The following is a 13,760-nucleotide window of genomic DNA, read 5'->3' on the forward strand; positions in this document are numbered from 1 at the left end:
ATGACGGCGAAGATCGCGTACGACGACATCGAGGTCGGCACCGAGCTGCCGGCCCAGACCTTCCCCGTGACCCGCGCCGCTCTCGTCCAGTACGCGGGCGCCTCCGGGGACTTCAACCCGATCCACTGGAACGAGAAGTTCGCCAAGGAGGTCGGGCTCCCGGACGTCATCGCGCACGGCATGTTCACCATGGCCGAGGCGATCCGCGTGGTCACCGACTGGGCCGGCGACCCGGGCGCGGTCGTCGAGTACGGCGTCCGCTTCACCAAGCCCGTCGTCGTCCCGAACGACGACCAGGGCGCGACCGTCGAAGTCGGCGCCAAGGTCACCGCCAAGCTCGACGACAACACGGTCCGCGTGGACCTCGTGGCGACCAGCGCCGGACAGAAGGTGCTCGGGATGTCACGAGCCGTCGTACGACTGGCGTGACCTTGAGCCGAGGTAAGGGGCGTCCGCCATTGCGGGCGCCCCTTACCTATGGGCCGTCCCGGGCCGATTCGGTGACTGGCGGTGATGCCGGCGGGCCCCGAGCCGCCCCGCCCATGTGCTGTGCCCCACATCGAGCGGTCTCCGCGGACCGTTCCCGTCCCCGAACTCCCTTCGACCCGCCCCCTTGACTAAGTTAGTGATTGAGTACTAACTTTCTCGCATGGTCAGGATGAGCGCAGAAGAGAGGCGCGAGAGCGTCATCCGCGCGGCGATCGCCGAGTTCGCGCAGCGCGGGTACTACGGCACCTCCACGGAGGCGATCGCCAAGCGGGTCGGTGTCTCGCAGCCGTATCTCTTCCGGCTCTTCCCGGGCAAGAAGGCGATGTTCGCGGCGGCCGCACTCAGGTGTGTCGAGGACGTGTGCCGGGTCGTGGAGGAGTCGTCCAAGGGGCTGGAGGGCGAAGAGGCCGTGCATGCTATGGCCGACGCCTACGTGCGGCTCATCACGGAGCATCCCGAGAAGCTCCAGATGCAGATGCAGACCTACATCACGGTGGCCGCCGCCGAGGCGGAGGGCGACCACGAGTTCGGCGAGGCCGTACGCAAGGGCTGGCTGAGGCTCTGGGACATCGTGCATCTGGTCATGGGGGCGGATGTGAACGACACCGCGACCTTCATGGCACACGGAATGCTGATCAACACCCTTGCGGCCATGGGTTTTCCGCCCGCGCACAGGGTCTGGGAGGGGATGTACCCGGAGGCCCGTGTCACCGGTCGGCTGGAGAAGTCGTAGCGGCGGCCGAGAGGCGGATTCTGCGCCTTTTCATGACCGTCAAAGTTAGTCATCAATAACTAATCACCAGTAGCGATCACCCACACTGGGGGAGCGATGTCAGAACAGACCGCACGTCGCGGGGGAATGGTCTGGGCCCTCGTCATCACCAGCGTCGCCGGATTCATGGCGGCCCTCGACAACCTCGTCGTCACCACCGCCCTGCCCTCCATCCGCAAGGACCTCGGTGGCGCGCTGGGTGACCTGGAATGGACCGTGAGCGCCTACACGCTCACCTTCGCCGTCCTGCTGATGTTCGGCGCGGCCCTCGGCGACCGGTTCGGCCGCCGTCGGCTCTTCCTGGTCGGCATCACCATATTCACCGGCGCCTCCGCCGCCGCGGCCATGGCGACCGGCATCGAGTCCCTGATCGCGGCCCGCGCGGTCCAGGGCGTCGGCGCGGCGATCATGATGCCGCTGACACTGACCCTGCTCACCGCGGCCGTACCCGCCGCCAAACGCGGCATGGCCTACGGCATCTGGGGCGCCGTCAACGGACTCGCCGTCGCCTCCGGACCGCTCATCGGCGGCAGCCTCACCGAACACGTCTCCTGGCACTGGATCTTCTGGCTGAACGTCCCGCTCGGCCTGGCCCTGATCCCGCTCGCCCGCCTGCGCCTCTCCGAGTCCCACGGCACCGGCGCCCCGCTCGACTTCCCCGGCACCCTCCTCGTCAGCGGCGGCCTCTTCGGGATCGTCTACGGCCTGGTCCGCGGCCCCGCCGACGGATGGGCCAGCCCGTTCGTCCTCACCGGACTGTTCGCGGGCAGCGCGCTGTTCGCCGGCTTCGTCCTCTACAGCGTCAACGCCAAGAACCCCATGCTCCCCATGCGGCTGTTCCGCTCCCGCGCCTTCTCCGGGATCAACGCCGCGAGCCTGCTGATGTTCCTCGGGATGTTCGGGTCGATCTTCCTGCTCAGCCAGTACATGCAGGGCGTGCTCGGCTACTCGCCCACCGAGGCGGGCCTGCGGATGCTGCCCTGGACCGGTATGCCGATGCTGGTCGCCCCCGTCGCCGGCATCCTGTCCGACCGTGTCGGTGGCCGCCCGGTCGTCGCCGCCGGCCTGTTCCTCCAGGCCGCCGGTCTCGGCTACATGGCGTACATCGTCACCACCGACGTCTCCTACGCCGCCCAGCTGCCCGGTCTGATCCTCAGCGGGATCGGCATGGCCCTGTTCTTCGCACCGGCCGCCAACCTGGTCATGTCCAGCGTCCGCCCGTCGGAACAGGGCATAGCCTCCGGCGCCAACAACGCGCTCCGCGAGGTGGGCGGCGCGCTCGGTGTCGCGATCATGGCGTCGATCTTCTCGGCACAGGGCGGCTACGAGACCGGGCAGAGCTTCGTCGACGGACTGAAGCCCGCGCTGGTCACCGGTTCGGGAGTGGTCGCCCTCGCCGGGATCGCGACCCTGCTGATCCCGACGCGGCGCCGTGCGGCGGAGCTCGCGAAGGTGGCCGAGTCGGCCGATTCGGCGGGGCACGCGGAGCCGGCCGATGGTGCCGGGGCCGAGTCGGTCATGGAGTCGGCCGGCCGCTGAGAACGAACACCCGGCACGGCTGAACGAACAACCAGCACGACTGAGAACGAACAACCGGCACGCGCGCGTGGGGCCCCACCAACACCGGTGGGACCCCACGCGCGCGTGTGCGCCACCCCACCGAGCCCGGCGTTGTCAGTCCCGTCTCGTAGTCTTGGCCGCGTGCAGGAACTCCACGACGCTCCCCTCGCCCCGCTGACCACCTTCCGGTTGGGCGGTCCCGCGACCAGGTTGATCACCGCCGGCACCGATGCCGAGGTGATCGACGCCGTCCGCGCGGCCGACGACGCCGGGACGCCGTTGCTGGTCATCGGGGGCGGGTCGAACCTCGTCATCGGCGACAAGGGGTTCGAGGGCACCGCCCTGCGCATCGCCACGCGCGGTTTCGTACTCGACGGCACGCGGTTGGAGCTGGCCGCCGGTGAGGTGTGGACCGACGCCGTCGCCCGCACCGTCGAGGCCGGGCTCGCCGGAGTCGAGTGCCTCGCCGGGATTCCCGGCTCGGCGGGCGCGACCCCGATCCAGAACGTGGGGGCGTACGGCCAGGAGGTGTCCGCCACCATCACCGAGGTCGTCGCCTACGACCGCACCACCCGCGCGACGGTCACCCTCACGAACGAGGAGTGCGCCTTCTCGTACCGCCACAGCCGCTTCAAGGCCGAACCCGAGCGCTACGTAGTGCTGCGTGTCCGCTTCCGGCTGGAGGACGCGGACGGGCTGTCGGCGCCGGTCAAGTACGCCGAGACGGCCCGTGCCCTCGGCGTCGAGCCCGGCGATCGGGTGCCGCTCGCGCAGGCCCGCGAGACCGTTCTTGCGCTGCGCGCCGGCAAGGGCATGGTCCTGGACCCCGAGGACCACGACACCTGGTCGGCCGGTTCCTTCTTCACCAACCCGATCCTCACAGAGGAGCAGTTCACCGCGTTCCACGCGCGCGTGCGGGAGCGCCTCGGAGAAGGTGCGGAGCCGCCCGCCTATCCGGCGGGGGAGGGGCACACCAAGACCTCCGCCGCCTGGCTGATCGACAAGGCGGGCTTCACCAAGGGGTACGGCAGCGGGCCCGCCCGCATCTCCACCAAGCACACCCTCGCCCTCACCAACCGCGGCGAGGCGACCACCGCCGACCTGCTCGCCCTGGCCCGCGAGGTCGTCGCCGGCGTCCACGACACCTTCGGGATCACCCTCGTCAACGAGCCGGTGACGGTCGGCGTCAGCCTCTGACAGCTCACTCCGGAGGGGCTCAATAGGCCACTCCCACCCCCTGCTTGACCGTCCCCGGATCATCGGTCATCGCCAGCATCGCGTGGGCCACGTCCGCGCGGGCGATGAACCGGCCCTTGTCCGGGAAGCCGCCCACGACCGTGCGGTACGTGCCGGTCACCGGCTTGTTCTGCAGGCGCGGTGGGCGGACCGATGTCCAGTCGGTCGAACTGCGGGCCAACTCCGCCTCCATCTCCCGCAGGTCGGCGTACACGTCCTTCAGGAGCGCCGAGACCAGCCCGCGCGCGGTGCGGTCGAGGAGACCCGCGCCCTCCGGGTCGGGGCCGACCGGACCGGCGCTCACCACCAGCACCCGGCGCACCCCCTCCGCCTCCATCGCCGCCAGAACCGTCCGCGTGAGCCGGGCCGCGACCCCGGCGTCCTTGCGGCTGCGGGCACCGAGCCCCGAGAGGACCGCGTCCCGGCCCGCGACCGCGGGGCGCAGCGCCTCCGGGGCGGTGAGGTCCGCGCGGAACACCTCCAGCCCCCTGCCGCGCACGGTCAGCCCGGCCGGGTCGCGTACGACCGCCGTGACCTGGTGACCCGAGGCCAGCGCCTGGCGGACGATCTCCTGACCGATGCCTCCCGTGGCACCGAAAACGGTGAACTTCATGGCCTGCTCCTCAGCCTCACGGGGTGGGTGAGCGTTTACTCACCTCTGTCTCCCTCTAGAGTGGGTAAGTACTCACCCACTCGTCAAGCCCGAACGGACCGTCCATGGAATCCTCGAAGCCCGCCCGGGTCCGCATCCTCGACGCCGCCCACGAGTTGATGCTCACCGTCGGGCTGGCCCGGGCGACCACCAAGGAGATCGCGAAGGCCGCAGCCTGCTCCGAAGCCGCGCTCTACAAGTACTTCGCGAGCAAGGAGGAGCTGTTCATCAGCGTCCTCTCCGAACGGCTGCCCCAGCTGACCCCGCTGCTGCACAGCCTCGCCGCCGAGCCCGGACAGCACTCCCTGGAGGACAACCTCACCGAGATCGCCCGCCAGGCGGCGCTCTTCTACGAGCAGAGCTTCCCGATCGCGGCCTCCCTGTACGCCGAGACCCAGCTCAAGCGACGCCACGACGAGGCGCTGCGACAACTCGGCTCCGGCCCCCACAAGCCGATCGAGGGCCTGGACGCCTACCTCCGCGCCGAACAGACCGCCGGCCGCGTCCGCCATGACGTGGACACCTTCGCCGCCGCGTCCCTCCTCCTCGGCGCCTGCGCACAGCGTGTGTTCGCCTACGAGGCGACGCGGACCGGCGTACGCCCGCCCGTGGACGAGTTCGCGCCACGCATCGCCAGGACGCTGCTGGGCGGAATCTCCGTTGCCGAGGCCCCCTCCCGACCGTGATCCTTGCCGCATGAGGCATTCCGCATGAGGCACCCCAAATGGAGCTGAGACTCACCCAGTTCAGGCCCAGGACCGGCCCCTACGAACACCGTGTCGTCCAGCCCAGGCAACCCCTGCGCCACACCTCACTGCGCGAACCGGCGCCGATCGGGATGCTCATGGGGGACCACGACGGGCTGAGCCGGCTCGCGGGGCTGTTCTCGTTCGCCGCCTGCTCGCGGCACACCATCGTGCACGTTCCGCTGCGGGGCTGCGTGCCGCCCGACGAGGGGTGCGGGGAGCTCGTCGATCTGGTGCTGGCGCACTCGGAGGCGGGGCTGCGGCCCTCCCAGTGGCCCGAACTGAGGCGGGGGTTGGGGCACGGCACACCGCTCACCGTCCGTACGGACGAGGCCCGTACCGAGCGCCACGCGCGCGCGTGGCTGGAGCGGCCGTACGACCGCGGTCTGTTGCGGCACACCACGCACGCGCGGACGTACTTCCTCATCGGCGGCCGTGAGGTGCTCGCCCAAGCCGCCACCGCCTTCGCCTACGCGGCCGGCTGGGGACCGCGGCACAAGAGGGTCGTCAAGGGACAGTCGGCGTTCATGGCCGGCCTGCAGAACGAGCTGGAGCCCACGCGCGGCGGTGGGCACCCTCCCGAGGTCCTGATCTGCTTCAAGCCGTATCCGCCGTACGCGCACTTCAAGAGACCGGGGCGTTGAGCCAGTCGTCGATGCCCGACAGCAGCTTGGTCTTCATGTCCTCCGGGGCCGCCGAACCCCGTACCGACTGCCGGGCCAGTTCGGCCAGTTCGCGGTCCGAGAAGGCGTGATGGCGGCGGGCGATCTCGTACTGGGCCGCCAGCCGGGAGCCGAACAGGAGCGGGTCGTCGGCGCCGAGCGCCAGGGGGACGCCGGCCTCGAAGAGGGTCCGCAGGGGCACGTCCTCGTGCTTCTCGTAGACGCCCAGGGCCACGTTCGACGCCGGGCACACCTCGCAGGTGATGCCCCGGTCGGCGAGGCGCTTCAGCAGCCGCGGGTCCTCCGCCGCGCGCACCCCGTGCCCGATCCGGGTCGCGTGCAGGTCGTCCAGACAGTCCCGCACCGAGGCCGGGCCCGCCAGTTCACCGCCGTGCGGGGCCGACAGCAGGCCGCCCTCCTGGGCGATCGCGAAGGCCCGGTCGAAGTCCCGTGCCATACCCCGGCGTTCGTCGTTCGAGAGGCCGAAACCGACCACCCCGTGGTCCGCGTACCGCACCGCCAGCCGGGCCAGCGTGCGCGCGTCCAGCGGGTGCTTCATCCGGTTCGCGGCCACCAGGACCCGCATCCCGAGCCCGGTCTCGCGGGAGGTCGTCTCCACCGCGTCGAGGATGACCTCAAGCGCCGGGATCAGCCCGCCCAGGCGCGGCGCGTACGACGTCGGGTCCACCTGGATCTCCAGCCAGCCCGAGCCGTCCCTGACGTCCTCCTCGGCGGCCTCGCGGACCAGCCGCTGGATGTCCTCGGGTTCCCGCAGGCACGACCGCGCCGCGTCGTACAGCCGCTGGAAACGGAACCAGCCCCGCTCGTCCGTCGCCCGCAGCCTCGGTGGCTCCCCGCTGGTCAGCGCCTCGGTCAGGGCGTCCGGCAGCCGTACGCCGTACTTGTCGGCCAGCTCCAGCACGGTGGTCGGCCGCATCGACCCGGTGAAGTGCAGGTGCAGATGGGCTTTCGGCAGTTCAGAGACATCACGTACGCGCTCCATCCAGGAATCCTGCCGTACGTTCCCGTCGTCCCGGTACCGCTTTCCCCGATAGTGGTCTTGCTCGCACAAAGCAACGGGCCGCCTCCCCGGAGGGAAACGGCCCGCACGCACGCGTGGAGCACGAAAAACGTCAGTCCTGGGCCTCCGCCAGCAGCTTCTGGATGCGGCTCACGCCCTCGACGAGGTCCTCGTCACCCAGGGCGTACGACAGCCGCAGGTAACCGGGGGTCCCGAAGGCCTCGCCCGGGACGACCGCGACCTCGGCCTCCTCCAGGATCAGCGCGGCCAGCTCGACCGAGTCCTGCGGGCGCTTGCCGCGGATCTCCTTGCCGAGCAGGGCCTTGACCGACGGGTAGACGTAGAACGCGCCCTCGGGCTCCGGGCACAGCACGCCGTCGATCTCGTTCAGCATGTGCACGATCGTCTTACGGCGGCGGTCGAAGGCCTCGCCCATCTTCGCGACGGCGTCCAGGTTGCCGGAGACAGCGGCCAGCGCGGCGACCTGGGCCACGTTCGAGACGTTCGAGGTGGCGTGCGACTGGAGGTTGGTCGCGGCCTTGACGACGTCCTTCGGGCCGATGATCCAGCCCACCCGCCAGCCGGTCATCGCGTACGTCTTGGCGACGCCGTTGACCACGATGCACTTGTCGCGCAGCTCCGGCAGGATCGCCGGCAGCGAGGTGAACTTCGCGTCTCCGTAGACGAGGTGTTCGTAGATCTCGTCCGTCATGACCCACAGGCCGTGCTCGACGGCCCAGCGGCCGATCGCCTCGGCCTCGGCCTCGCTGTAGACGGCGCCGGTCGGGTTGGACGGCGAGACGAAGAGGACGACCTTGGTGTTCTCGGTGCGCGCGGCCTCCAACTGCTCGACGGAGACGCGGTAACCGGTCGTCTCGTCGGCGACGACGTCCACGGGGACACCGCCGGCGAGACGGATCGACTCCGGGTACGTCGTCCAGTACGGCGCCGGGACGATGACCTCGTCGCCCGGGTCGAGGATCGCGGCGAAGGCCTCGTAGATGGCCTGCTTGCCGCCGTTGGTGACCAGGATCTGCGAGGCGTCCACCTCGTAGCCCGAGTCGCGCAGCGTCTTCGCGGCGATCGCCGCCTTCAGCTCCGGCAGACCGCCGGCCGGGGTGTAGCGGTGGTACTTGGGGTTCGAGCAGGCCTCGATCGCGGCCTGGACGACGTAGTCCGGAGTCGGGAAGTCCGGTTCACCCGCGCCGAAGCCGATCACCGGACGTCCGGCGGCCTTGAGGGCCTTGGCCTTGGCGTCCACGGCGAGGGTGGCGGACTCGGAGATCGCGCCGACTCGGGCGGAGACCCGGCGCTCGGTGGGAGGGGTTGAGGCGCTCATGGGCCCATCGTTTCAGACCCGAAACCCGCCCGGCACACCGGTTTCACAGACTGAACAGGATCGGGCGGGCATTGAACAACCGTCCGGATTCCCGCTCCCGCCTGGGCGATCTTCCGTCGGCAATCCCCGTACAGGCACTTTCTGTTCGACGACCGCCTCAGGAGCACGTACACTCCTACCTCGTTGGCCTTCAGCAGCCGCGCCCTACTTGGTGCACACCGAGCACCCGGGTGGATGCGGTACGTTGGGGATGTCACAAAGGGTCGTAGCTCAATTGGTAGAGCACCGGTCTCCAAAACCGGCGGTTGGGGGTTCAAGTCCCTCCGGCCCTGCTACACACACCTTCACCAAGATGTGTGCGCAGCGCATGTACGTACAGCAATGCACCGCCGTGCGGCTCAGACCGGGCGCGGCACGGCCACGACCCGGGAACAGGTGAGGATGAATGGCGGACGCCGTGGGCTCCATCGACATGCCTGATGCCCAGGACGAGGTGTCGGAGTCCAAGAAGAAGGCCCGCAAGGGCGGTAAGCGCGCCAAGAAGGGCCCGCTGAAGCGACTCGGCATCTTCTATCGCCAGATCGTCGCGGAACTCCGCAAGGTCGTCTGGCCGACGCGCAACCAGCTGACGACGTACACGACCGTCGTGATCGTCTTCGTCGTCATCATGATCGGTCTGGTGACCGTGATTGACTACGGACTGAATCACGCCGCGAAGTACGTCTTCGGCTGAGGCCGGAAGCGAAGGGCGCCCTGACCGGCGCCCCTTTCGCGTGTTCCACCCCCATGTATCCAGGAAGAAGCAGCCACGTGTCTGACCCGAACCTGAACGAGGCCGTCGAGCCGGACGAGTCCGTGGAAGACGAACTCGACATCGTCGAGGGCGCGGACGAGGAGCTGGACGAGGTCGAGGCTGCCGACGCCGAAGCGGGCGAGCCCGCCGAGGAAGCCGCCCTGCACGTCGAGGACGAGGACGAGGAAGCGACCGAGGACCTCGACGACGAGACCGTGCCCGAGGACGACGAGGAAGAGGCCGAACCGGCCGAGCCCGTCGACCCGGTGGTCGCCCTGCGCGAGGAACTCCGCACCCTCCCCGGCGAGTGGTACGTCATCCACACGTACGCCGGCTACGAGAACCGCGTGAAGACCAACCTGGAGCAGCGCGCCGTCTCGCTGAACGTCGAGGACTACATCTTCCAGGCCGAGGTGCCGCAGGAAGAGGTCGTCCAGATCAAGAACGGCGACCGCAAGACCATCAAGCAGAACAAGCTCCCGGGCTACGTCCTGGTCCGCATGGACCTGACGAACGAGTCCTGGGGCGTCGTCCGCAACACCCCCGGCGTCACCGGCTTCGTGGGCAACGCCTACGACCCGTACCCGCTGACCCTGGACGAGATCGTCAAGATGCTCGCCCCGGAGGCCGAGGAGAAGGCCGCCCGCGAGGCCGCCGAGGCCGAGGGCAAGCCGGTTCCGCAGCGCAAGGTCGAGGTCCAGGTGCTGGACTTCGAGGTCGGCGACTCGGTCACCGTCACCGACGGCCCGTTCGCGACGCTGCAGGCGACCATCAACGAGATCAACGCCGACTCGAAGAAGGTCAAGGGTCTCGTCGAGATCTTCGGCCGCGAGACGCCGGTGGAGCTCTCCTTCGACCAGATCCAGAAGAACTAGTTTCTCCCTGGACGTACGTCTTCCGAGCAGGTCAGACGGGCTGTCAAAAGCCCCTCTGACCTGCTCGGTTTTTGGCCGCGCACAGATACCCGTTATCGTTGTGCGGTATGCCTCCATCCGGATTAACCGGACGGCGGCCGAACACTCTCACTAGGACCCGGAGAGAGCAATGCCTCCCAAGAAGAAGAAGGTCACGGGGCTTATCAAGCTCCAGATCAACGCCGGTGCGGCGAACCCGGCCCCGCCGGTCGGCCCCGCGCTCGGTCAGCACGGCGTCAACATCATGGAGTTCTGCAAGGCCTACAACGCGGCGACCGAGTCGCAGCGTGGCTGGGTGATCCCGGTGGAGATCACGGTCTACGAAGACCGCTCCTTCACCTTCGTCACCAAGACTCCGCCGGCCGCGAAGATGATCCTCAAGGCCGCGGGTGTCGAGAAGGGCTCGGGCGAGCCGCACAAGACCAAGGTCGCCAAGATCACCCAGGCGCAGGTCCGTGAGATCGCCACGACCAAGCTTCCCGACCTGAACGCCAACGACCTGGACGCCGCGTCGAAGATCATCGCCGGCACCGCCCGTTCCATGGGCATCACGGTCGAGGGCTGACCTTCACCTCGTAGGAAAGACCGTGGCAGGGCCTGCTCGGCCCACACCACGACTCCTCAGAACACACACAGGAGCAGTAGTGAGCAAGCGCAGCAAGTCTCTCCGCGCTGCGGACGCCAAGATCGACCGGGACAAGCTCTACGCCCCGCTCGAGGCCGTCCGTCTCGCCAAGGAGACCTCCACCTCCAAGTTCGACGGCACCGTCGAGGTCGCCTTCCGCCTGGGTGTCGACCCGCGCAAGGCCGACCAGATGGTCCGTGGCACCGTGAACCTCCCGCACGGCACCGGCAAGACCGCCCGGGTCCTGGTCTTCGCGACCGGTGACCGTGCCGAGGCCGCGACCGCCGCGGGCGCCGACATCGTCGGCTCCGACGAACTCATCGACGAGGTGGCGAAGGGCCGGCTGGACTTCGACGCCGTCGTCGCCACCCCGGACCTCATGGGCAAGGTCGGCCGCCTCGGCCGCGTGCTCGGTCCCCGTGGTCTCATGCCGAACCCCAAGACCGGCACCGTGACCCCGGACGTCGCCAAGGCTGTCACCGAGATCAAGGGTGGCAAGATCGAGTTCCGCGTCGACAAGCACTCGAACCTGCACTTCATCATCGGCAAGTCGTCCTTCGACGACACCCAGCTGGTGGAGAACTACGGCGCGGCCCTGGAGGAGATCCTCCGTCTGAAGCCGTCCGCCGCCAAGGGTCGCTACATCAAGAAGGCCGCGATCAGCACCACGATCGGCCCCGGCATTCCGCTCGACCCGAACCGCACCCGCAACCTCCTCGTCGAGGAGGACCCGGCCGCCGTCTGAGCCCCGCGCTCACCCCGGTAGCCGCGTCGCGTACGCGTCAGAATTGGACGAGCCCCGCAACCTTCGAGGTGCGGGGCTCGTCCTCTTTCGTACGGGGTGTCAGTGCCCTGCGCTAGCGTTTGAGGCAGGCACAGCAATCGCTTTAGAGGTGGGGGACGGATGAAGAGCAGGACCGTGCGCAGGATGGGTCTCTCGATCGCGCTGGGGACCGCGCTGGCCTCGGTGGCCGCCTGCAGTTCCACGGGCTCCTCCGGGGGCTCCGGCAAGGACGACAAGACGGTCGGCAAGGGCACGGCCCATGTGAGCCCCATAGCGGCCCTGCGCACCGCTGAGCAGTCCACCGACAAGGCCGACTCGGCCAAGGTCGAGTCCTCCACGGTCCTGGGCACCCTGATGTCCATGGACGCCAAGGGCAACCTCGGCTGGAGCGACGGCATCAGCGGCACCCTCACGATGAACTACACCGGCGGCACGATGGCCGACGCGATGCGCGCGGCGGGCAGCACCTCGATGGAGGCGCGCTATCTGCCCGACGCCTACTACGCCAAGATGGGCGAGAAGTTCGCCGAGCAGGCCGGCGGCAAGCACTGGATCAAGTACGCGTACGACGACCTCGCCAAGCTCGGCGGCAGCTCCGGCGCGTACCTCAAGGACCAGATGCAGAACTCCACCCCGAACCAGTCGGTGAAGCTCCTGCTCGCCTCCGGGGACGTCAAGAAGGTCGGCACGGAATCGGTCCGCGGCCAGCAGACCACGCACTACTCGGGCACGGTGAACGTCGCGGACCTCGCCTCGAAGAACTCCAACCTCACCGCGAGCCAGCTCGAAGGCCTGAAGAAGCAGCTCACCTCGGCCGGCGTCTCCACGGAGCGGGTCGACATCTGGATCAACGCCAAGGACCTGCTGGTCAAGAAGGTCGAGAAGGGCGAGATGTCGTCGGGCGAGTACAGCCAGACCGCCTACTACAGCGACTACGGCGTGAAGGTCGAGGCCACCGTGCCCCCGGCGAGCGACACCGAGGACTTCATGACGCTGCTCAAGAAACAGGGGGTGACACCGGGCAGCGCCGACACGGCGACCGGGTCCGGCACCAGCTCCTGAGCCGCCCAACTGGCCGTAGGCCCAAGGGAATTCGGATGACCGCCGAACCGGCCCGAGGTTAGGCTCACGGCTTCTGCTGTGAATCGGCCATGTGTTCCTTGTGGCTGTCGGGTTCCTCGGGGGGAATCAATGGGGTCTTCCGTACGTCGTGCCACGCGCCGCAGAGCGGCCGGTGCCGGGCTCGTCGCCCTGCTCCTCGCCGGGGGAGCGGTCGGCTGCTCGAAGCTCGCCGCGGACTCCTCGCCGGACATGGCGCCCGCGGCGGCCGTGGCCGAGGCGGCGAAGCGGACACAGGACATCACGTCGCTCCGCTACCGGATGGCCGGCACGATGCCCGGCGAGGGGAAGATCACGGCCGAGGCGGCCATGAGCATGAAACCCCAGGCCATGAGCATGAGGATGACCTCGGCCAGGACCGGCTCCACGGTGCAGGTGCGCGTCGTGGACAAGGCGCTCTACCTCGACGGCGGCGCCGAAACGGCCAAGGAACTCGGCGGCAAGCACTGGCTGAAGCTCGACATGTCGGCCCTGGGCGGCCTGGGGAACAACCTCACCGCCAACGGGGCCGGCGCGGCCGAGGCCGACAAGAACCCGGCCGCCGAGGCCGCCTTCCTCACCGGCGCCAAGGACGTGAGGAAGGTCGGCACCGAGACCGTCGACGGGGTGCGCACCACCCACTACGCGGGCAAGGTCACCCTCGCCGACGTCAGGGCCGCCGCGGCCGAGGGCGAGGACAAGGACACCCGGGAGCGGCGCGCGAAGAGCGTCGAGAGTTACGAGAAGATGGGCGTCGACGCGCTCACCATGGACATGTGGGTCGACGGCGACCACCACACCAAGCGGTTCCGGATGCGCGGCGAGGGCGACAAGGGCCCGCTCGACATGACGGTCACCTTCCTCGACGTCAATGAACCGGTGACGGTCACCGCCCCGGCGGCGAAGGACACCACCGACCTCGCCCAGCTGATGAAGGACGCCCAGGGCTGAGCCGTACGGGCGGATTTGCTTGAATCCGTGACGCTCGCGTACGGTGGTGAAGAAGCCAAAGACCGCTGGTCGTTGCCGTGCCTGTCAAAGGGTGTGGTGACCGAAGGATCCGCTGAAC

At 68.9% G+C, this 13,760-nt stretch carries 15 protein-coding genes and 1 tRNA gene; 13 read left to right on the top strand and 3 right to left on the bottom strand.

All coding sequences use genetic code 11. The features are described 5' to 3' along the window. The 4 genes from OC490_RS45645 to OC490_RS45660 all read left to right on the top strand — a co-directional run bounded on the left by OC490_RS45645 (position 1) and on the right by OC490_RS45660 (position 4,018). Positions 1-429: a MaoC family dehydratase gene (locus tag OC490_RS45645; RefSeq protein ID WP_262063978.1), complete on the top strand. Its 429-nt coding sequence runs from the start codon at positions 1-3 to the stop codon at positions 427-429. Between the two features lie 220 nt (positions 430-649). Further along, positions 650-1,222 (top strand): TetR/AcrR family transcriptional regulator, encoded by a 573-nt coding sequence (locus tag OC490_RS45650; RefSeq protein ID WP_262063979.1) that lies wholly within the window; start codon positions 650-652, stop codon positions 1,220-1,222. A gap of 96 nt (positions 1,223-1,318) precedes the next feature. After that, positions 1,319-2,800, top strand: coding sequence for a DHA2 family efflux MFS transporter permease subunit (locus tag OC490_RS45655; RefSeq protein ID WP_262063980.1), 1,482 nt, complete (start codon positions 1,319-1,321; stop codon positions 2,798-2,800). Positions 2,801-2,962: 162 nt separating this feature from the next. Beyond that, entirely contained in the window at positions 2,963-4,018 is a 1,056-nt protein-coding gene (locus OC490_RS45660) for a UDP-N-acetylmuramate dehydrogenase (RefSeq protein WP_262063981.1), read from the top strand. 19 nt (positions 4,019-4,037) lie between these two features. On the opposite strand, the gene OC490_RS45665 is transcribed toward OC490_RS45660, so the two are convergent. Beyond that, a complete protein-coding gene (locus OC490_RS45665; protein ID WP_262063982.1) occupies positions 4,038-4,670 on the bottom strand; it encodes an NAD(P)-dependent oxidoreductase in 633 nt (210 codons plus the stop codon). Between the two features lie 104 nt (positions 4,671-4,774). Between OC490_RS45665 and OC490_RS45670 the strand changes: the two genes are divergently transcribed. Both OC490_RS45670 and OC490_RS45675 read left to right on the top strand, forming a co-directional pair. Beyond that, complete coding sequence (locus tag OC490_RS45670) at positions 4,775-5,395, top strand: TetR/AcrR family transcriptional regulator (RefSeq protein WP_262063983.1); 621 nt, start codon at positions 4,775-4,777, stop codon at positions 5,393-5,395. A 38-nt stretch (positions 5,396-5,433) separates the two neighbouring features. Further along, positions 5,434-6,099 carry a hypothetical protein gene (locus tag OC490_RS45675; protein ID WP_262063984.1) on the top strand — a complete coding sequence of 222 codons (666 nt, stop codon included), beginning with the start codon at positions 5,434-5,436 and terminating at the stop codon, positions 6,097-6,099. Here the strand turns inward: OC490_RS45675 and OC490_RS45680 are convergent. Both OC490_RS45680 and OC490_RS45685 read right to left on the bottom strand, forming a co-directional pair. Next, entirely contained in the window at positions 6,080-7,120 is a 1,041-nt protein-coding gene (locus OC490_RS45680) for an adenosine deaminase (protein ID WP_262063985.1), read from the bottom strand. The two genes, OC490_RS45675 and OC490_RS45680, sit on opposite strands and share 20 nt — an antisense overlap. A gap of 130 nt (positions 7,121-7,250) precedes the next feature. Beyond that, complete coding sequence (locus tag OC490_RS45685; protein ID WP_200679114.1) at positions 7,251-8,477, bottom strand: pyridoxal phosphate-dependent aminotransferase; 1,227 nt, start codon at positions 8,475-8,477, stop codon at positions 7,251-7,253. 259 nt (positions 8,478-8,736) lie between these two features. On the opposite strand from OC490_RS45685, the gene OC490_RS45690 reads away from it, so the two are divergent. The 7 genes from OC490_RS45690 (at position 8,737) to OC490_RS45720 (ending at position 13,642) form a co-directional block, all read left to right on the top strand. Continuing rightward, positions 8,737-8,809 (top strand) — tRNA-Trp (locus tag OC490_RS45690). Positions 8,810-8,922: 113 nt separating this feature from the next. Beyond that, positions 8,923-9,210 carry a preprotein translocase subunit SecE gene (gene secE / locus OC490_RS45695; protein ID WP_019055477.1) on the top strand — a complete coding sequence of 96 codons (288 nt, stop codon included), beginning with the start codon at positions 8,923-8,925 and terminating at the stop codon, positions 9,208-9,210. 77 nt (positions 9,211-9,287) lie between these two features. Then, positions 9,288-10,145, top strand: a complete 858-nt coding sequence (gene nusG, locus OC490_RS45700) for a transcription termination/antitermination protein NusG (RefSeq protein WP_262063986.1) — start codon at positions 9,288-9,290, stop codon at positions 10,143-10,145. Between the two features lie 169 nt (positions 10,146-10,314). Then, positions 10,315-10,749, top strand: a complete 435-nt coding sequence (gene rplK / locus OC490_RS45705) for a 50S ribosomal protein L11 (RefSeq protein ID WP_019072313.1) — start codon at positions 10,315-10,317, stop codon at positions 10,747-10,749. Between the two features lie 79 nt (positions 10,750-10,828). Next, positions 10,829-11,554: a 50S ribosomal protein L1 gene (rplA, locus tag OC490_RS45710; protein WP_200710700.1), complete on the top strand. Its 726-nt coding sequence runs from the start codon at positions 10,829-10,831 to the stop codon at positions 11,552-11,554. Between the two features lie 159 nt (positions 11,555-11,713). Continuing rightward, the gene (locus OC490_RS45715; RefSeq protein ID WP_262063987.1) at positions 11,714-12,655 is read left to right on the top strand and encodes a hypothetical protein; all 942 of its coding nucleotides are present in this window, start codon (positions 11,714-11,716) and stop codon (positions 12,653-12,655) included. 129 nt (positions 12,656-12,784) lie between these two features. Continuing rightward, on the top strand, positions 12,785-13,642 hold the full coding sequence (locus OC490_RS45720; RefSeq protein WP_262063988.1) for a DUF1396 domain-containing protein: 858 nt from the start codon (positions 12,785-12,787) through the stop codon (positions 13,640-13,642). Positions 13,643-13,760 lie beyond the last annotated feature (118 nt).

This window comes from Streptomyces sp. STR69 (assembly GCF_024519455.1).
Classification (GTDB): domain Bacteria; phylum Actinomycetota; class Actinomycetes; order Streptomycetales; family Streptomycetaceae; genus Streptomyces.

Excerpts from the sequence above, each read along its gene's own strand:
- OC490_RS45645 (WP_262063978.1), top strand. The coding sequence starts at position 1 with ATGACGGCGAAGATCGCGTACGACGACATCGAGGTCGGCACCGAGCTG.
- OC490_RS45650 (WP_262063979.1), top strand. The coding sequence starts at position 650 with ATGGTCAGGATGAGCGCAGAAGAGAGGCGCGAGAGCGTCATCCGCGCG.
- OC490_RS45655 (WP_262063980.1), top strand. The coding sequence starts at position 1,319 with ATGTCAGAACAGACCGCACGTCGCGGGGGAATGGTCTGGGCCCTCGTC.
- OC490_RS45665 (WP_262063982.1), bottom strand. The coding sequence starts at position 4,670 with ATGAAGTTCACCGTTTTCGGTGCCACGGGAGGCATCGGTCAGGAGATC.
- OC490_RS45670 (WP_262063983.1), top strand. The coding sequence starts at position 4,775 with ATGGAATCCTCGAAGCCCGCCCGGGTCCGCATCCTCGACGCCGCCCAC.
- OC490_RS45675 (WP_262063984.1), top strand. The coding sequence starts at position 5,434 with ATGGAGCTGAGACTCACCCAGTTCAGGCCCAGGACCGGCCCCTACGAA.
- OC490_RS45680 (WP_262063985.1), bottom strand. The coding sequence starts at position 7,120 with ATGGAGCGCGTACGTGATGTCTCTGAACTGCCGAAAGCCCATCTGCAC.
- OC490_RS45685 (WP_200679114.1), bottom strand. The coding sequence starts at position 8,477 with ATGAGCGCCTCAACCCCTCCCACCGAGCGCCGGGTCTCCGCCCGAGTC.
- secE (WP_019055477.1), top strand. The coding sequence starts at position 8,923 with ATGGCGGACGCCGTGGGCTCCATCGACATGCCTGATGCCCAGGACGAG.
- rplK (WP_019072313.1), top strand. The coding sequence starts at position 10,315 with ATGCCTCCCAAGAAGAAGAAGGTCACGGGGCTTATCAAGCTCCAGATC.
- OC490_RS45715 (WP_262063987.1), top strand. The coding sequence starts at position 11,714 with ATGAAGAGCAGGACCGTGCGCAGGATGGGTCTCTCGATCGCGCTGGGG.
- OC490_RS45720 (WP_262063988.1), top strand. The coding sequence starts at position 12,785 with ATGGGGTCTTCCGTACGTCGTGCCACGCGCCGCAGAGCGGCCGGTGCC.